Origin of the sequence: Chitinophaga sp. CCNWYY40 (genome assembly GCF_037483205.1) — a bacterium.
Lineage (GTDB): Bacteria > Bacteroidota > Bacteroidia > Chitinophagales > Chitinophagaceae > Chitinophaga > Chitinophaga ginsengisegetis.
In genome coordinates this window covers 341,712-361,239 of record NZ_JBBHLF010000003.1, presented here as the reverse complement: position 1 = coordinate 361,239, position 19,528 = coordinate 341,712, and the positions used below count along the sequence as shown (strand labels likewise).

Below are 19,528 nucleotides of genomic sequence, written 5' to 3'. Positions count from 1 at the left end.
ACAATGAAATATGCTTTATACCTGCTGTCGGTAATGTTGTTACTGGCAGCAGGCTGCAAGAAAGATAGAGATAATAACACGGTGGCCATGAATGTAAAAACGTTCTGGCCCAATAGTGGAAATGCAGGTACCATTGTTACCCTGCAGGGGCAAGGACTTAATAAAGAAGTACTGGTAAGCTTTAACGGCACGGAGGCCAGGGTACTGGATGCACGCGATTCTGTGCTGATAGTACTGGCGCCGGACAATGGCAGTACGGGTCCGCTTTCCGTAAAATCCGGCGACCGTAAAATGGAACTGGGTGCCTACACTTACCAGGCTTTGAGTTTACATGGTATCAGTCCGGCTAACGGTCCCGCAGGTACGAATATTTCTATCCGTGGCGCCGGCTTCAGCAGCATGGAAGCGCCGGCAAAGGTAACCATCAACGGAAAGGAAGCGCTGATCACCGGTGCGTCTGATACATTGCTGGTAGCAGCTGTGCCGGAAGGCGCAGGTACCGGTAAGGTAGTGGTAATGGTAGATGGAAAAGAAGTGAGTGGCCCCGATTTTACGTTCCAGTTTATCAGCAGCATCAAGCCGCTGAAGGGTGGTAGCGGTACGGCGGTAACCATTAACGGGGAAGGCTTTAATACGCTGGCTACCGGCAACAACGTAACCTTTAATGGTAAAGCAGCTACGGTAATAAGCGCCACCGCCGGTAAGCTGGTGGTAACAGCGCCGGAAGGCGTAGCTACAGGACCGGTAGCAGTAAGCATCAACGGGCAGAAAACAATTGGCCAGGTATTTACCGTGCTGCCCAAACCAGTGATCAGAACGGTAACGCCATTGAGCGCGCCGGCTGGCGCTACAGTGGACATCGCAGGCGATTACTTCAGCACCTTCACCGATGAGGTAACGGTGTCCTTCAACGGGCACACCGGCGTTGTTACTGCAGCCGCCGATAAAAGTATAAGCGTAAAAGTACCTGCCGGAGCAGGCGCCGGGAAAATGCAGCTCGTTGTAAACGGACAGCAGACGGAAGGACCGTTGTTTAAAGAGCAGTCGCTGGGCATTTTACAGCTGATACCGGATAACGGTCTCGCAGGTACGGAGGTGATCGTGAAAGGACTCGGTTTCAGCGCCAATGCGGCGGAGAACATTGTTAGCTTTAATGGAGTAGTGGTATCGGTAACTACGGCCACGGACAGCACGCTTCGTGTAGTGGTGCCCGTTGGGGTAAGCACCGGCGCGCTGAAAGTAAAAGTGGGCGCACTGGATGCCACAGGTCCGGTATTCCGCAGGGCAGGCGTGATCACCATTGTGGGTGGTCCGTCGCAAACTGTTTTTACCGAACCGAAAGGTGTAGCAGTAGATTCCCGCGGCAATATATTCGTACTTGATCTGAACGTGATAAAGAAAGTAACCACCACCGGAACCGTGAGCATTTTCGCAGGGAAAACAGATGGCTCCACCGGGAATGCAGATGGCAACGGAACGGCCGCGGCATTCAATTACCCGGTAGCCTGCGTAATGGACGCGCAGGATAACCTCTACGTATGTGATCAGAACAATAGAAGCATCCGCAAAATTACACCGGCCGGTGCTGTAGCAACAATCGCCCGTGTATCATTTACGCCCATTGGTTTGGGCATCGATAAAAATGGTACGGTTTACATAGGCGCGCAATACTCCGGTGTATACCGCCTCGATGGTGCCGGCAATGCCAGTGCGCTGGCGCCAAGTGTATACCAGAGCGCACCGGGTACAATGGTAGTGGATAACAGTGGAGCTTTGTTTTTCGGTGGCGACTGGGACAACCCGTTTGTTTCCAAAATTGCAGGCGGCGTTAAAACGCTGTATGCCGGCAACCAGTTCGGCTATAACGATGGCTCGCTTACCGGGGCACAGTTCAGTGGCATTACCGGCCTGGCCCGCAATGCGGTAACCGGCGAAATATATGTGGCAGATAACAATGCCATCCGGTTAATCGCCAACGACCAGGTTACGCGGATCACCGGTTGGAAAGGTGGCAGCAATCCTATAGCAGGCAACGACGACGGAACATTAAACCAGGCTACTTACAACAACATCAATGGTATTTGCACAGATAAAGAAGGAAATATTTATGTAGTAGAACGGTTTGGGAAAGCAGTAAGGAAAATTATCTTACAATAATTTTTTTAGAAAGAAGACAAAGGGGCTGGCCAGATTACTGGCCAGCCCCTTTGTTATGAATAAGCGTTGCGGCTTAGTAACCAGGATTCTGTTTCATGTTTGGATTACGTTCCACTTCTGCATTTGGCAGTGGGAAAACTACGGCATCGTCATTCCACTCCTGTGCGTCAATACCGCCGTGCGCGGGGATTGCACGGTGTGTTCTCAGGAAGTCGAATTCGCCATGCCCTTCGAAAGCCAGTTCTATTCTGCGTTCCAGAAGGATATCGTTGATTAGCTCCGCCTGCGTTAACGGCGCCAGTACTTTTGCCTTCGCTCTTGTTCTGATGGCATTCAGCAGGGTGATGGCTTCCGGGTTAGCAGCGCCGGGAGTTAACCTCGCTAATGCTTCTGCCTTGGTGAGCATAATTTCTGCCAGGCGTACAACAGGTACCCAGGCATCTACGGTGCTGGCGCCAAAAAACTTCTTGGTATAAAATGCGGTGGTATCGCCGCCACTGATGGCATAAGTAAACAGTGGTTTCGCCCGCAGATCGGTGAAACGATCGAAATTGGGGAGCGTCAGGTAGGTCTGGCTGATGGTGATATCTCCCCTGCCTGAACTGCCGTAATGCTGGCCGATGGCGTTATTGGTATTGGGGTTATCGCCGGAGCTCATGGCTACGGAAAAAATGCGTTCCAGGGAAGCCTGGTAATTTCCGGAAGACCATACATCAGCAGGAGTGGCATCCAGGTCATATCCATAGGACGACAGGAGCACGCTATCTGCATAGTCACGGGCTTTGGCCCAGTTGCCTTCATACAGGTAGATCCGGGACAGCAGTGCATGGGCGGCGCCTTTGGTAGCACGGCTGCGGTCATTGTAATCATCCCCGGTGCTTACAGGCAATACGGCTGCGGCTTCAGTGAGGTCTTTTATCATCTGGTCATAAACTTCCTTCACGGTGTTGCGGGGAACTTTATTCTTCGGATCAATGGCTTCGCCACCATCCTTTGCAGCAGTGAGTATCAGGGGTACGCCCATATGCCCGGCATCTGGCTGGAAAGTATAGGTTTGTGCGTAGGTATTTACCAGGAAGAAGTACGTGAGCGCACGGATAAATTTGGCCTCTGCGTAATAGCCTGCTGCCACTTCTGCGCCAACTACGCTTTCATGATCCTTGAGGTTCTGTGAAAAATAATTGCTTTCAAAAATAGTCCGGTATCCACCTGACCAGCAGTTGAACGCATACACGTTGTTGGAAAGCATATTGAAGGTAGGTACGTTGCCAAAGTAGGAGGAGATATTTACATCCACCGATCTTACGTCCGAGTAGATCAGTACGCGGCCACCCAGGAACTCTCCATTCTGCAGGGCATCATACATACCAATGGCCGACTTTTCAATCCTTTCCGGTGTGCTGAATGCCTCATCCGGCGTTAGTTTGGAAAAGGGGATCTGGTCATTTACTTTGGAGCAGGAAAACAGCATCGTAGATGCGATCGCTACTGCGCCGATGGCCAAACCAATGCTTGTTTTTTTCCGGGAGTTCGGTTTATATTTTAATTCCATAATTCAGTTTTTTAATCGCTAACAATTAGAATCCAACATTTAAGCCCAGCATGAATATTCTTGGTAAAGGCATACCCCTGTTATCTGTTCCGTAGTTGATATTGCTGTCACGGTTGGTATTGATTTCAGGATCGGCGCCTTTATATTTGGTAATGATAAAGGCATTCTGCACGAGGGCATATAAACGCAGGCTGTTCAAACCGATTTTTTCCTTGATACCAGGGAAAGTATAACCGAGGCTGATTTCACGCGCTCTCAGGAAATCGCCTTTTTCCATCCAGCGGGTAGATGCCTGGTTGGTTGGAGCATCGGAGAGTACCAGTTTGGGAACATCCGTGTTTTTATTTTCAGGAGTCCATCTGTTTTTGATATCTTCCAGGTTGTTCTGGAAATAGTTGCTCATCAGGGCAGCCCTGGTAGAATTGTATACATAGTTGCCACCGCTGTACTGCAGCAGGATGCTCAGGTCAATGCCTTTGTAGCTGAAGGTGTTATTGAAACCGCCATACCAGGTAGGGTAGCCGGATTTTTCCTGGTATTGCGCATCAGAGGCAGTAACAGCGCTCATTGGTTTGGTGCCGTCAGGAGAGGTCCATTTTCTGGCAGTAGGTACATTGGGATCTAAGTTGTACATCACCAGTTCGCCTTTGGCGTTGTAGTACATTGGATTACCATTATCCGGGTTTACGCCACCCCATTCGATGAGTTTGAACACGCCGAGGGTTTTGCCAACGCTAACCCGGTTGTTTCCTTTGATGATATCAGATCCGTCGGCAGTAGCAGTCACCCTGTTTTTAATAATGGTGAAGTTGATGCTGGAATTCCAGGTAAAGTCCCTGGTGGAAATGTTCTGGGTATTTAAGGTCAGTTCCAGTCCTTTGTTCCACATGGTACCAATGTTGGTAGTGAGGATGGAACCCACCGCACCTGTAACAGGATCCCAGGGAGTACCAACGGTAGCCAGTATGGGCGCATCCAGGATCAGGTGGTCGATATTACTGTGGAAGTAATCTGCCACAAAAGTGATCCTGTTTTTCAGCAGGGTAACGTCCACGCCTATATCCAGTTTCTTTGATTTTTCCCATTGGAGGTTAGGGTCACCGATCTGTGCAACGCCAAATCCGTTGACATCACCATACTGTCCGCCGCCATACAGGGAACGGAATGCGTATGCCCGGATGTTGGAGTTACCCACCATACCATAGCTGGCCCTGAACTTCAGATCGTTGATCACAGAAATATTATCTTTAAAGAAGCCTTCTTCAGAAATTCTCCATCCTACAGATACACCAGGGAAATAACCACGACGGTTATTGGAACCAAAGTCGGAATAAGCATCCGCTCTCAGGGTCGCATCAAAATAGTATTTTGATCCGTAGTTATAACCTACTTTACCGAAGTAAGACTCAAACGAGTTGGCAACCCTGCCGCCACCGGTATAGCTGTTATCAGAACCGGCAAATAAACCGTCATAGATTTCTTTAAAATAAGAATCTGCCAGGTTACCCTGTCCGGTGTATAATTGTTTCTGTTCTGTATGTTGGGATTCCTGACCTATGGTAGCGCTGATGAAATGCAGGTTGTTAATTGCTTTTGTGTAGGTGGCGAAGTTAGACCAGTTCCACAGGTTTTGTCTGAAGAGATTTTCCTGTACCAGGCCATTGTTGCCCAATCCCAAACCTGCCTGTAACGGGCCGCTGTATTGGTCTTCAAAGTTCTGCACCAGGTCAACGCCAAACCGGGAAGTTATTTTCAAACCGGCGATCGGCTCAATTTCCACGTAAGCGCTGGATAATACGCGGGTGGCAGTATTATCATTTCTTCCGAATTGTAAGTTGGACAGCGGGTGGAAGAAGCGGTTCAGTTTATTGGTAGTGATGTTATTACCATCCGCCAGATCCCCGTTGCTGGACTTGATATACAGGTTACCATTTTTGTCATACACCGGTACATTTGGCATGGCGTTGTAAGCGGAGAAGGTGGAGCCTGCGAGGTATCCGTCAGACAATACGCCGTTGTTCAGTGATTTGGAACTGTATAAAGAGATACCTGATTTCAGCCATTTTTTAGGCGTAACATCCAGGTTCATACGGATGCTACCCCTGCGTAAACGGTTCACAAGCACCATGCCCTGCTGATCAGCATATTCACCGGACGCATAAAATTTTGCTTTCTCCGTACCACCGGTAAGTGATAACTGGTGATTCTGGATAACACCGGTGCGGAACACTTCATCCAGCCAGTCAGTTCTGTCTGGTTTACCATCGCCGTTTACATCGATATCTTTTGCCAGGATGGGAGTAACACCGCCTGTTTTAGTAGCGTTCTTTGCTTTCTCATTCTGGATAATAGTGAAGTCGTCGCCATTCAGCAGTTTAGGTAATCTCACCGCATTGCTCACGCCCACATACCCGTTATAGTTTACATTGATAGTACCGTTTTTACCTCTTTTGGTAGTAATGATAATTACGCCGGCAGCAGCGCGGGAACCGTACAAAGCACTGGCAGCGGCATCCTTCAGCACATCCACCGATTCAATGTCGTTGGGGTTGATGTCTGCAAGCGGGTTATAGCGCGTACCATTACCACTGTTAAAAACGTTCAGGTTACTGAGAGAGTTTACCGGGATACCGTCTACTATTACCAATGGCTGAGAGCTGTTGGTAATGGAGTTAACACCTCTGATGCGGATGTTTACGTTATCACCCAGCACACCGGAGTTGGTACTGATGTTTACACCGGCAGCACGGCCTGTTAACGCCTGGTCGAAGCTGGTGGCAGGGCGGTTATTAACAAGTCCGGCTGACACATGACTCACAGAGGAAGTCACATCTTTTCTTTTTAGTTCTCCATAACCGGTTACAAGTATTTCACTCAATACTTTATTGCTGCCAGATAAAGCAACAGTGATGTTTTGGCGGTTACCGGGTTTCTCTTCTTTCGTTTCATAGCCAACAAAAGAGAATAATAAGATGGTATTGGCATCCGCCTGGATGGAAAACTTACCATCGGCGCCTGATACAACACCTGTTTTGGTGCCTTTGATAATTACAGATACACCGGGCAGATCCTGTCCGTCCTGTGCATCTGTTACCTTACCAGTAATCGTTCGGGTCTGGGCATAGGAATGCACCACACCAATGGCCAGCAAAAGCCATAGTAGTAAACCTTTTTTCATACGGTTTCAATTTGGTTTAGATATATAAGAAAATGTTGCGGGCAGGCGACTACGCGTCAGATTTTGGTCTAATAAGTAATCGGGTCTTGAAAGGTGCAGACGCCTGCTTTATTCATAGTTATACAGATTTTGGTTTAAAGTATATATACAGAATAGATAAGCCCATAAAGGCTTGTAACATTATTAAAGATTTTGTTGTTGATAGAAATACCACCTCTGGACGGACCGGGGTCCATCGCAACATCTGCTGTGTAAAAGGTTAATAAAAACCAGTATGTAGTTGGCTATGCTACAGTCGTTGGGCCTACAGTACAGATTTAGATAAAATAATTAAGCGTCGTGATTAGCAAAAACAAGTCAGTTATAGCATGTTCAAATTTTGGTTATAGGGTCCATGTCCGGTTACAGCGGGTCAAAGCTGAACAAAACAGGATGATTCTCATTAGCTGCATAAAAATATACCGTTTTTTGCATAAAAACAATATTACCCGGAATGTTTATTTTGAAATATAATTACTTACCTCCAGCAGGTTGCCGTCGGGATCCCTGAAGTAGATGGAGCGGATCTTGCCGGTAGCGCCGGTTCTTTCTACAATCCCGCCTTCCAGGATATTTATTTTCAGCGCGGTTAACTCAACTAAAATTTCCTCCACTGCAGTATCCGCAATAAAACACAGATCCGCCGATCCCATAGTGGGAGTAAGCGCTTTAGGATCTATTTCCCGGCCTTTTTCATGCAGGTTTATTTTCTGGTGTCCGAAACGCAGTGCCTTACGGTCATCACCAATGGTGATCACTTCCATGCCCAGTACTGTTTCATAAAAACGACAGGTGGCTGATATATCTTTTACTGTCAGCACCAAATGATCTAAGCGGTTAATGACCATATGAAAATGTTTTATAACTGGGCAAAGGTCGGATGAAGTCATCAATTAAATAAATAGTATTATCAGATCATCATGATTGGTAAAAACAATGGATGACGCCGGAAGCTATATATCCCGGATTTCCATTAACTTACCATATACCCATTAATGACAAGGTTCATGGATAAACAGGACGCCCCTAATAAACCCATCTCGTTTTTTAAAAAGCTGGGTCCCGGCTTAATTACCGGCGCCAGCGATGACGATCCGTCTGGTATTGCTACCTATTCGCAGGCAGGCGCACAGTTCGGGTTGGCCACTTTATGGACGTCGTTGCTCACTTTTCCGCTGATGGCGGCTATCCAGGGCATGTGCGCCCGCATCGGGCTCGTTACCTGCGAGGGCTTAACGGTTACCTTAAAAAAGAATTATCCCAGGCCGGTACTTTACATCATGCTGTTATTCAGTTTTCCGGCTATTACGCTGAATATAGGCGCGGATATCCAGGGTATGGGAGCGGTGTGCCATATGGTCTTCCCGGCAATACCGGTATCCGTTTTTTGTGTGGGAATCACCGCCGTGATGATGTATGTGATCATCCGGTTTTCTTACAAAAAAATTGCCATGATCCTGAAATGGCTTTGTATGTCGCTGCTGTTATACATAGTGGTGCCCTTTATGATAAAACAAAACTGGGGCGATATAGCAAAACATACTTTCATCCCCACCATTCAATATAACAAAGATTTCTTCTCTATCATTGTTGCAATACTGGGTACTACCATTTCACCGTATCTCTTTTTCTGGCAAACGACTATGGAAGCGGAAGACCAGGCGCATAACGGCAAAGGGATTGTGGTGGATAAAAGGGTGCTGAGTGAAATGAAGACAGATGTAAACACGGGGATGTTGTTTTCCAATATCGTGATGTTCTTCATCATCCTCACTGCGGGTAGCGTATTATTTCCGGCTGGTATGAGAGAGATAGATACGGTAGATCAGGCCGCCAAAGCGCTGGAACCGCTGGCAGGAAAACTTACCTACCTGATTTTTGCAACGGGTGTATTAGGAACGGGGTTGCTGGCCATCCCGGTGCTGGCGGGTTCACAGTCGTATATGCTCGCGGAAACGCTCGGGTGGAAGGCGGGGCTGGATAAGAAGTTCTCCCAGGCCAAACCGTTTTATGTATCTATTATCTTTTCCCTGCTCGTAGGTTTATCGCTCGACTTTCTCGGGGTGAGCCCCATTAAAGCGCTGTTGTATACCGCCATTGCCTATGGCCTTACGGCGCCGGTATTGATTGCGATGATCATGCATATCGGCAACAATAAAAAGATCATGAAAGAGTATACCAATTCAAAGTTGTCCAATATCCTCGGCGGACTCACACTATTACTGATGACTGCCGCGGCAGTGGCCATGATCTGGTTCCTGTTCTGATATCATGGACGGGGAATGGTGTTCTTAAATATTTTCCCGTCTTTAATGATAAGCAGGAGGTTTTTCTCCGGATCGCCCAATAGCTCCAGGTTTTTCAATACGTCGCCGTCTACCAGCAACATATCTGCCAGCGCGCCTTCTTCCAGTACGCCAAGCTTACCGGGGTAAGGATTCCGCGGACCGGACAATGCCAGCAGTTGTGCATTATCACTGGTGATCATTTTAAGGATTTCGAAGTTGCTGAACCAGTTTTTCATGCGGATTACCTGTTGATTCTGGTTTTTTGTTGCCGCAGGGTTAAAAAGCATGTCTGTTCCCCAGGCCAGCTTTACTTTATATTTTTTTGCCCACTGGTAGATGTGATCCGTACCTTCTCCTACCATTTTGCTGTCTGCCGCCTGTTTGGGATCGCTGTAGGTATTGCTGTTGGGACCACCAAACGGCTGCATGCTGAGCCAGATGCCTTTATCGGCCAGGAGTTTCACACATTCCTCATCCATCAGGTGCCCGTGGTCAATACACTTCACACCGGCAGCAACGGCCCGCTTAATGGCTGCTGTCGTATAGGCGTGCACAGTAACATAGGTGCCCCAGTCGGCCGCCGCCTGCACCGCCGCTTTCATTTCCTCCACGGAATACTGGGTCGCTTCCAGCGGATCATAAAGAGAGGCAACTCCGCCGCCTGCTGCGAGTTTTATTTGTGATGCGCCATGCCGCAGCTGTTCACGGGTGGCTACCAGCACTTCATCACTGCCGTCGGCAATAATGCCTACGCCCAGCGCTTCCGGTCTGGATATTTCCCGGGCCGACATACGGGGAGGATCTGTAGGTAAACGGAAATCGCCATGTCCCGCAGTCTGGGAAATCATGGCGCCGCTGGCATAAATCCGGGGACCAGGCTGCAGACCCTGGTCAATAGCGCGCTTAATGCCAAATACCGGCCCGGCCAGATCCCTTACAGCGGTAAAGCCTCTCAGCAGGGTTTGTTCCGATTCTCTGGCCGCCCGGATAAACAGGAAGCTCTGTTCGCCCATCATCATATCCGTCATGGTATTGGCGCACATGAAGCTGTGCCAGTGGGCATCTATCATGCCCGGCATCAGGAACCGCTGTTGCCCGTCGATGATGGTCACCATCATGCTTTTATTGGTAGCAACCGGATCTTTGGAAATGCGGGTGATCACATTGCCGGTGATCAGTACATTAACGGTTTCGGTTTTATTGTCCTTCCCGTTGAACAGCTGCACATTGTTAATTAACACCTGTTGCTGTGCATTTATCGGCAAAGGAAGCAGGCAGTAAAGAAACAGCAATACTTTTTTCATAATTATGCCTTTCCCTTATGAACACCTTTCCGCCACTTTTGTTTGGCGCAGCAGAAAATTATTTACCTCATAACCGGCATATTTAGTAGCTTTCCTCTTGCCTGCAGCAGCGCAGAAAATGGCTTTAAAATAGTATGCGTTTGCAGCAAAACAGTATCATCATCATTCCACGTAAAGAATTTTTATCATCATCAGCAAATGAATATTTTCAGAAAGATATTTACCTGCACAGGAATCGTTTTTACTTTCACCGCTGCCGCACAGGAACGGATACACGTAAATAGTTTTGGTCTTGCACCCAATACCTTCACAGATGCCACTACGCGGGTACAGCAGGCAATTGCAGCGTGTAAGAACAAACCCGGCGCCATATTGGAGTTTGCGCCCGGCCGTTATGATTTTTACCCCGACAGCGCCGTGAAGAAAGTATATTTTATTTCCAACACTTCCAGCGAAACAGAAGTGCCGGAGAAAACAAAAACCATCGGGTTGTTTTTTGAAAACTTCAAAGACCTTACCATTGAAGGGAATGGAGCGGAGTTTGTTTTTCATGGAAAGATGACCACCTGGGTTTTTGACCAGTGTGAGAACATCACCATGCGCCATGTGACCGTGGATATGGAACGCCCTTCCATGTCGGAAATGACGCTGAAAACGGTTACGCCGCAAATGGTTGTTGCGGCTGTACACCCCGCTTCAAAGTATGCTATTATTAATCAGCGCCTCGAATGGTATGGTCCCAAATGGGGCATGAAAATATTCCATGCAGTGCTGGCGGATACCGCCAAAGGTGTATACACTTATTCCTCCTGGGCGCCATTTAAAAAAAGTACGGCCACCACTATTGCTCCCAATACCGTACAGTTTACCGGCGATTTCTCCGGCTTCAAAGGCGGGCCTGGCAACGTGCTTACGATAAGGGATGGCATCCGTGACCAGGTAGGCGCCTTTATTCAGCATTGCCGCAATGTACAGCTGGAGCATATCAACATGCGTTACATGCATGGCCTCGGCATTGTATCCCAGTTCTCCGAAGATCTTCACTACAGCCATATACAGATCATGCCAGGCGAAAAGAGTGGTCGCATAATGGCCGCTTTTGCAGATGGCATGCACTTCTCCGGCTGCAAAGGAAACATCACCATTACAGATTCGCATTTCAAGGGCCTGCACGACGACCCGGTGAATGTACACGGCACTCACCTGGTAATTGCGGAGAAAGTGGCGCCACGGGTACTGAAACTGCGGTTTATGCATCATCAGACATATGGGTTCCAGGCTTTCTTTGCGGGCGACAGTATCAGTTTCGTACATGCTGCCACGTTACAGGGATATGCAAACGGACGGATCGCCGCCGCGCGCATGCTCAGTGAAAGGGAAATGGAAGTGACGCTCAGCACGGATCTGCCGGAAGGGATTGTTGCCGGCGACTGCCTCGAAAACATCACCTGGACACCGTCGCTGACGATACGGAATTGCCTGTTTGAAGCCGTGAATACAAGAGGACTGCTGGTAACCACCCGTAAAAAAGTAGTGATAGAACATAACCGGTTTTACAGAACAGGTATGCACGCCATCCTCATCGCCGATGATGCCGCCAGCTGGTTTGAATCCGGCCCGGTACAGGATGTGCTGATCACCGGCAACACCTTCGAAGGCTGCGGGTATAACCTGGCGCCCGATAATAATTATGTGATTGCCATAGCGCCGGAAAACCACCAGCTGTTGAAAGGCTATATGGTGCATCATAACATCCGCATAGAAGATAATGAATTCAGGGTTTACGATTACCCGGTGTTAACAGCCCGCAGCACAGGCAACTTATCGTTTACCCGTAACCGTATTTCCTGGATGAAAGACTATTTGCCACAGGGCGCACCACGGCCTGCTTTCCGGCTCACCGGCTGTGAAGACGTAAAGCTGAATAGAAATGAGTGGCAGGTGCCTTTTAAACCGGCTGTATTGCTGCAAAGCATGACGGCCAAAGCCATCAAAACAGATTTGCCGGTAGAAGTGAAGCCATAATTATTTTACCGTCCGGAAACCCTGGTTGCTGAAAGAAGCCCGCTGGTGAACACGCCCAATATCTACGGAGTTGAAGAAGGAACAGGAGCGCTGGCTGCACCACCATGAGCCGCCGCGGGCATGGGCCAGGGTTGGGCTTTCACCGGGCTTTATATGACCGGAACAGAATTCAAAAACGTTGCCATACATATCATACAACCCCCAGGCATTGGGTTGGAAACTGCCAACAGGCGCTGTATACATATATCCGTCTGAACTATCAGCCTGCAGGTGGTCTTTCCCATGCCAGATATTGGCATAGCGGCCGATGAGCGCTTTTTTATCTCCAAAAAAATAAGTGGTGCGGGCGCCGGCACGTGAAGCAATTTCCCATTCTTCCAGCGTTGGAAGTCTTACGCCTGCCCAGTGGCAATAAGCCTGCGCGTCTTTATAGCTGATACAGGTAACCGGGTGCTCCATTTTGTTTTCAATGCCACCGGCACTCACCCCATTGGGGAAACGCCAGCAGGCGGTGGAGTCATTGTTCCATTCAAACTCCCGCAATCCCGGTACAAATACCAGCGCATCGTGCCGTTGCTCTGCATCGGTTATATAACCGGTGGCCGCCACAAACGCGGCAAACTGCCGGTTAGTGGTTTCATATACGGCTATATTAAAACTATCTACCCTCGCTTGTCTTTCCGGGTTAAGCGTATGTTGTGGCCCACCTATGCGGTAGGTGCCGGCGGGTACCAATACGTATCCGCCCGGCGTTTGCGCGGAGCTGGCATAGCCACTCAGCACCAGCAACCCAATACTAACCTTTTTTAGGAAGCCCATTGTAAAATGCAGTAGCCCGTTCAATGATCAACGCTTCATTGGCGGTATTGAAATTTAAGAATGCCTGGTAACTGGTTCCTTCATCGGCGTACAGCTTTTTGTAGGAAGCAGAGGAGAGGAAGGGCGCATACTCATTATTCTTCATTAATATCATCAGCAGGGTGAGGATATCATGATCCTTATGATCCCTGTTATAGGTGCTGATCAGCAAGGGAATCATTTCCCGGCCATTGATGTCGATGATCGCCTTTTTATAGTTAACGCCAACCCGGTTACTACGCTGGATGGAAGCGCTCATTAACGCAATGACGGAGTCGCGGTTAGCCTTCATGAAATTCTGCTGACGCTGGCTCCAGCTGTATTCCCCGAAGGCGTCCGGCAATTGTGCGAAAATCTTTTTATGCTCATCCGGAACCGGTGGCATGGCATCACAGTTCTGGCTATACGATTCTGCGTGGATCAGGTGATAAGTAAGCTTTTCCCGCATAGATAACGCCATGTATTCCTTTTGGGGCAAAGAAGTGTTCTCGTCTTCATCATGACCGGCTTTGGCAATCAGGGCCAGTACTTTTCCCAATCCATCCGGAGGTCTGCTTATTTTCAGGCGGTATTCGTGATAAGCCTGGCTTTCTTTGCTGGGCTCAACCCATGTTCCATCTTCCTGGGAAAAACAAACGCTGTAAGCAAATACTGACAGGAGAACTGCTACAATCTTTTTCATGAAAATTAAAAATTTAAGGGAAGATAAAACAGGTGCGGGTATTTGCCAAACAATTCAGCAGAACTGGTCTTGCTATAATGAAAAAGCAGCGAAGAAACCTTCGCTGCTTTTTCATTAAGATGAATGTATTGTTAACTGATCTTTTCCAGGTGCACATCAATACGTTTTTCTTTCTTAAAATATTCCAGGATCATTACAGATCCAGGCTTTGCGGGGAATACTTTCAGCTTGCTGGCGTTGGATTTTAACTTGATCTTATCCTGCTTGAATTTACTGCCGTTATAATGGATGGTATTGAACGTTTGGCCCTTGTAATCACCGGTTCTTTCATAGTCACTGTAACAGATAGAGAACGTTTCGTTATCTTCATCACTGGTAGTAAAATCATAATCAAAAGCGCCAGTGCTTTTGAGCGCCAGTGCAATCATATGCTGACTTACATAATCTATACCTGGTGGGGTAGCGGCGGCGTTATTCGTTTTATTAAATATCTGGGCGCCGGTTACATTAAAATGTTCATCAAATGTCATGACCACCATATCGGTGATGGTGATTTTTGTAGCATTAAATGCATCAACTCCTCCCGCTGCAATGCTTAATGCCTTCAGGGCTGTACCGCCGGCGCTAACCTGCCTTTTATAGCCTTCGCCTACTACCGTTAGTTTACCATCTGCTGTGAGAATGAGGTTATGAATACAGAGATAACCTATTTCATCTATTTTTCCTTTGCCGGAAGTGTGAAGGTATTTGGCAAAATCAGTTTCCCAGCTGTTGTATTTTCTGGAGAGAGTTTTCCCTGCTGTATTCATTTCATAAACAGCAAGCCCTTTGCTGGCGGACTTTACCGGGTTCGCATCCTTATCGCAATAAGGCCCCATTACCAGGAAGGTGCCATCGCTTTTACGTTTGATGCTGGTAGGGAGTATGCGGTATTCGTCTTCATCTTCATCTCCCTCAAGATCAAATGCCACTTTTTTAGTAATAAAGTTGATACCTACCAGGTGTGGTTTCATGGCATTGCTGAGCAGGCGTCTTCTGCTCAGTACCTGCAGGATAATAAGACTATCGGTATTACCCAGGTATTCTGCCACGGCAAACCGGTTTTTGTCATCCGGGATGTACTTCCAGTAAGCTTTTTTCTGGGATCCGTAAAAATCCATTTCATAGGTATAATCTTTTCCGTCTTTCACCGGCATTACAGATACAAACCCTTTTTCTCCCACATCAAATACGTGCTGGTTGGTAGCTTCATTGTCTGCACGGTCTTTGTTGTACATCTTCATGAACTCCTCCGTTTTACGGCTGTATTCATTGATATAGGTACGGAGCAGCTTACCTTCCATAGAATATATCTTCATTGTGAGTTTTCTTTCCTTTTCATCCTGGAAAAGAAAAGAGAGACTGTTACCATTGTATGCGGCTTCCAGGAGATTCACGTTTTTGTTATCCTCGAACTTGATATCCTTTACTTTATTGAGATTCTCGTCCAGGATCTGTAAAGTATACTCATTGGTTTTTCTATCTACTTTATCACTCAGATAAAAGAAGAAGTATCCTTTGATCTGTTGCTTCTCCATAATGGTACCGCTGTTACGCAAATAAGCGGAATACACATTGTCGATAGATAACTTACCCTGCGCCTGCAATGCAGACCAGCCAGAGAGAAAGAGCAGTACTACTGCGAACATTTTTTTGTACATGATGTTTAGGTATTAGGGCGTTAATTTTTATTATTGGATTAACTGACGCGATTTATTAAACTCCCGCATAAAAGCGGTATAGGTATTCAGTTTCGGCTGATATGCTTCCAGGTAATAAAAGCTGACGGCCGGGAATTCATCCAGGTGCAGGTTTTGGATCATCTGCAGCAGCACATTGTAATTATCGGTGTAAACCGGTGCTGGCAGGTCGGTGAGCTTCCCCAGCGTATGCGCTTTCTGTGCATCATAACAACTGTTCAATACTTTCCCGATATGTGTTACCAGGAAAGGATCATCGGGATATTCCTGTAACAGGGAAATCGCATAATATAAGCTCCTCGAATACTGGTCGTTTTCAAATGCATAACTGATCACTTCATATTTAAAAGCATGCCGCAGGGAATCAAAGGTGGCTTTGTCAATAATATTCAGCGCGGTATTGTTCCTTTGACCGGCGCCTGTCATTGCTTCCAGCAGCTTGATGCGTTGTTTGCAATCAGGATGTGTTTTGAGAGAATCTTCCATCTCCTGGTCTTTTTCCAGCTGTGCATGTCCGCCGAGTAGCCCTTCGCGTTTGGCTGTCCATCTTTTGCGGAAGGGATATGCTTTGGCGTTGAATAGTTGTTGTAACCTGGCGGCGGTATTCATCGTATCTACGTCTACCGTATCCAGCAGGGCCATTACAGTTAACGCGCCATTCACGCTGAAGCGGGTGCGTTGCAGGAATACCAGCCCCATAGAATCAGCCTGCGATTCATGGTCCCGGCTGTGCCGGCGGCTGTTAAATGTAACGCCCCTGATCAGTTTTTCCAGTTGCTCCCGCTTGCCGTATTCCGTGGCTTTGATCTTACGCAGCTCCTGCTGCATATCTTTCCCGTTCATGGTATTTACATAACGGGCAATGCCATTTTCACTATGCTGCAGGTAGTAATGCGCCAGTTCATGACACAATACAAAAGCTGCCTGGCTCTCATTTTCCAGTTGCTTAAACAAGCCCATGTTGAACAGGATAATGCCTTCGCCGATATAGCTGGCATTGGGAACGGCCGATCTTGAGAAGTAGCAGTATATTTTTTGATGTTGTAGTAACGGGTTTGCCTGTACAATTTCCTGTAATAACTTATCAAGATATTGTTTGGCACCGGTGGCCGTATAGATTTCTTTTTTGTCGAATTTGGACTTGATATTTTCCCAGCGCTGATCGTAAATAGCCTGGAATTCTTTTTTGTATTTGGATGGGAAAGCAGCCAGCCTGGCTTTGTAACCGGCTTCAAACTGTTGTTCCAGGCTGGTTAGCAGGCGTTCGTCCGGGCTGGCGGGGCTGAATACGTTTAACTGTGCGCTCACAGTAGGGGTGAAATAAATAAAACAGGCAATGCAAACAATACAAATCCGCGCAGCGAGCCGGAAGCAGGGAATACTCATATATGACATAGCGTTATAGGCGCTGCTAAATTAGCTATTTATTTCTAATTCCTGCAGGTTTCAGATCAGGGGGCCATCATGAGTTGCATAGCTTTTTTATGCTCCAGTTCCCGGTGATGCCGGAAAACGCTTTTGGTTACAAAATGTCCCAGAGCCAGACCTACCCACACATCACTGCTCCAGTGCCGGTTTTCATACAGGCGGGTGGCGCCGGTGAGGCCGGCAATACCATAGGATACCCACGGCACCCACGGATGATCTTTTCCATACAGCTCCGCGAAAGCGGTGGCTACTGTCATCACGGTGAGGCTATGTCCTGATGGGAAAGAAGTATGCTGTTTATCTTTGCTGAAGGGAGCATTAAAGCTAAACGGGGAATCGTAATAGGTAGGGCGTCCGCGTCTCACAATACTCTTAATGGTAGCGTAAATGGCGGTGGAAATGATGAGCGATTTAGCAGCCATCAGTCCGCCGTGTTCCAGGTTGCGGTCTTTTGCAATCACGCCCACCACATACATGCCGGCTACAAGATACGGGGAATAGGCATTGCCAAAGGGTTCTATCTGGTCTGTTACGCTGGTAACAAAATTCGACTGGTGACGCACAAAAAACTGTTTCACGCCATAATCCCCTCCCAGCAGGATACCGGTTACCCCGGTTATCACACCCAGCCGGATGTAATCTCTTTTCTCCCAGTGGGCAGGCCGGGCCACCGTATATTTCAGGTCCCGCCAGATACTGCCCAGGTAAACGCCGTTTATGCGGTACCGTATTAAGGTGTCGCTGGCTTTAATAGCCGGACGGCTGCTGTCTGTTACAACGGGCAGGCTGCTGTCCGATTGTGCCTGTAAGCGGGGCGAGAAAATAACCAGTAAAAGAAATATAAGCCGGAATCCCATCTGTTTAAGTGCTTTGCAAAGAGCACGAAAGTAGTATTTTTAAGAAGAAGCAGCGCCGGAATTGTTTAACTTTACGATCACATTAATCAGCAATTATGAGAAACTGTTTCCTTGCCCTCCTGGTACTTTTGGCCACAGGCAATGCCATTGCGCAGAGAGTGACACCGGATGTGATCTCCACCTCCAAAGGCAATCTTACTATCCAGCCCATTAACCACGCCGACCTCCTGTTGTCGGTGGCAGGCAAAACCATTTACGTGGACCCTGCCGGTGGAGCGGAGCCACATAAAGGACTGGCAGCGCCGGATATCATCCTGGTAACCGATATTCATGGCGATCACTTTGACCCGGCTACTATCAATGCTGTTAAAAGGGCCCATACAATTATTGTTGCCCCGGCAGTGGTAACAGCGAAACTGGAAGGCATACCTGCCAGCCAGGTCATCACCCTGAAAAACGGCGAATCCAAAACCGTGGAAGGAATTTCCATCAACGCCATTCCCATGTACAACCTGCCGGAAAGCGCCACCGCTATGCATACCAAAGGCAGGGGTAATGGATATGTGCTGAAGGTAGGGGGTAAGTCTGTCTATATCTCCGGTGATACCCAGGGCATTCCGGAAATGAGGGCGCTGAAAAATATTGATGTAGCCTTTGTTTGCATGAACCTGCCATATACAATGGATGTAACGGAAGCAGCAGATGCCGTACTGGCCTTTGCTCCAAAAATAGTATACCCTTATCATTACCGCGGTAAAGGCGGACTCGCCGATGTGAATAAGTTCAAAAGCCTGGTAGACGCAGGTAATAAAGGAATTGAAGTAAGACTGCGCGATTGGTATGCGAAATAACAACCGCTGAAAGAATGCTGGTGTAAAATCCTTATTTTTAGTATTTACACCAGCATTTAATTTCAGCAGCACATGACAGAAAACAACATCATTTGCCCGGGCTGTAAACTACATCTTGCATACCAGCAATTAGCCCCCTCCGAAAGATATAATGCATCCGGTGAATGCCTGGACCTCTTCAATCAGCTCGCCGACCGTACCTTTGCTTTTAAACATCCGGATTTCCATCATCAGCTGTCGGTAGATGCCTACGGCGCCCAACATGCCGGTGGCGTGAGCCGGAACATCATCACCGCCTACGCACTGATAGGCTTGTATCTTGCACTGGAAAAGAATTATACCGGGCGGCAGGTACAGCATGTGCACAGCATTATCCCCAAACAATCCTGGGAGAAGCTGGAACCGCCCGCCACCACCGGCGCACTCACCGTACAGGATGTACTCAAAGCCACCACGGAAGAGGAACTATATGCCGCTATGAAAAAATGGGCACAGGCAGTATGGGATAGCTGGAGCGCACATCATGCCTTTATAAAAGAAAAGACCGCCCTTTACATTTAAAAAATCAGG

At 47.9% G+C, this 19,528-nt stretch carries 14 protein-coding genes; 5 read left to right on the top strand and 9 right to left on the bottom strand.

Translation table 11 applies throughout. The features are described from left to right. Positions 1 to 3: 3 nt before the first annotated feature. Positions 4 to 2,157, top strand: a complete 2,154-nt coding sequence (locus tag V7S65_RS12040; RefSeq protein ID WP_336386966.1) for an IPT/TIG domain-containing protein — start codon at positions 4 to 6, stop codon at positions 2,155 to 2,157. Positions 2,158 to 2,230: 73 nt separating this feature from the next. On the opposite strand, the gene V7S65_RS12035 is transcribed toward V7S65_RS12040, so the two are convergent. From V7S65_RS12035 to V7S65_RS12025, 3 genes are all read right to left on the bottom strand, one after another. Further along, entirely contained in the window at positions 2,231 to 3,709 is a 1,479-nt protein-coding gene (locus tag V7S65_RS12035) for a RagB/SusD family nutrient uptake outer membrane protein (RefSeq protein ID WP_111577487.1), read from the bottom strand. A gap of 25 nt (positions 3,710 to 3,734) precedes the next feature. Continuing rightward, positions 3,735 to 6,887 carry a SusC/RagA family TonB-linked outer membrane protein gene (locus V7S65_RS12030; protein ID WP_336386967.1) on the bottom strand — a complete coding sequence of 1,051 codons (3,153 nt, stop codon included), beginning with the start codon at positions 6,885 to 6,887 and terminating at the stop codon, positions 3,735 to 3,737. 497 nt (positions 6,888 to 7,384) lie between these two features. Continuing rightward, entirely contained in the window at positions 7,385 to 7,774 is a 390-nt protein-coding gene (locus V7S65_RS12025; protein WP_336386968.1) for a VOC family protein, read from the bottom strand. Between the two features lie 159 nt (positions 7,775 to 7,933). Here V7S65_RS12025 and V7S65_RS12020 point away from each other — a divergent pair, with 159 nt between their 5' ends. Continuing rightward, positions 7,934 to 9,193, top strand: coding sequence for an NRAMP family divalent metal transporter (locus V7S65_RS12020; RefSeq protein WP_079470118.1), 1,260 nt, complete (start codon positions 7,934 to 7,936; stop codon positions 9,191 to 9,193). Positions 9,194 to 9,195: 2 nt separating this feature from the next. Here the strand turns inward: V7S65_RS12020 and V7S65_RS12015 are convergent, their stop codons facing one another. Beyond that, complete coding sequence (locus V7S65_RS12015; RefSeq protein WP_336386969.1) at positions 9,196 to 10,518, bottom strand: metal-dependent hydrolase family protein; 1,323 nt, start codon at positions 10,516 to 10,518, stop codon at positions 9,196 to 9,198. A 198-nt stretch (positions 10,519 to 10,716) separates the two neighbouring features. Here V7S65_RS12015 and V7S65_RS12010 point away from each other — a divergent pair, with 198 nt between their 5' ends. After that, on the top strand, positions 10,717 to 12,543 hold the full coding sequence (locus V7S65_RS12010; protein WP_336386970.1) for a right-handed parallel beta-helix repeat-containing protein: 1,827 nt from the start codon (positions 10,717 to 10,719) through the stop codon (positions 12,541 to 12,543). On the opposite strand, the gene V7S65_RS12005 is transcribed toward V7S65_RS12010, so the two are convergent. The 5 genes from V7S65_RS12005 to V7S65_RS11985 all read right to left on the bottom strand — a co-directional run bounded on the left by V7S65_RS12005 (position 12,544) and on the right by V7S65_RS11985 (position 18,107). Then, positions 12,544 to 13,362: an SUMF1/EgtB/PvdO family nonheme iron enzyme gene (locus V7S65_RS12005; RefSeq protein WP_336386971.1), complete on the bottom strand. Its 819-nt coding sequence runs from the start codon at positions 13,360 to 13,362 to the stop codon at positions 12,544 to 12,546. Then, the gene (locus V7S65_RS12000; protein WP_336386972.1) at positions 13,340 to 14,083 is read right to left on the bottom strand and encodes a hypothetical protein; all 744 of its coding nucleotides are present in this window, start codon (positions 14,081 to 14,083) and stop codon (positions 13,340 to 13,342) included. The genes V7S65_RS12005 and V7S65_RS12000 overlap by 23 nt, the downstream gene beginning before the upstream one ends. A gap of 131 nt (positions 14,084 to 14,214) precedes the next feature. Further along, entirely contained in the window at positions 14,215 to 15,783 is a 1,569-nt protein-coding gene (locus V7S65_RS11995) for a DUF6770 family protein (protein ID WP_339545767.1), read from the bottom strand. 30 nt (positions 15,784 to 15,813) lie between these two features. After that, a complete protein-coding gene (locus V7S65_RS11990) occupies positions 15,814 to 17,208 on the bottom strand; it encodes a M48 family metallopeptidase (protein ID WP_336386974.1) in 1,395 nt (464 codons plus the stop codon). 65 nt (positions 17,209 to 17,273) lie between these two features. After that, entirely contained in the window at positions 17,274 to 18,107 is an 834-nt protein-coding gene (locus V7S65_RS11985; protein WP_079470111.1) for a phosphatase PAP2 family protein, read from the bottom strand. A 95-nt stretch (positions 18,108 to 18,202) separates the two neighbouring features. Here V7S65_RS11985 and V7S65_RS11980 point away from each other — a divergent pair, with 95 nt between their 5' ends. Both V7S65_RS11980 and V7S65_RS11975 read left to right on the top strand, forming a co-directional pair. Beyond that, positions 18,203 to 18,958 carry an MBL fold metallo-hydrolase gene (locus V7S65_RS11980; protein ID WP_336386975.1) on the top strand — a complete coding sequence of 252 codons (756 nt, stop codon included), beginning with the start codon at positions 18,203 to 18,205 and terminating at the stop codon, positions 18,956 to 18,958. A gap of 72 nt (positions 18,959 to 19,030) precedes the next feature. Further along, positions 19,031 to 19,519, top strand: a complete 489-nt coding sequence (locus V7S65_RS11975; protein ID WP_079470109.1) for a DUF5946 family protein — start codon at positions 19,031 to 19,033, stop codon at positions 19,517 to 19,519. The last annotated feature ends 9 nt before the right edge of the window (positions 19,520 to 19,528 follow it).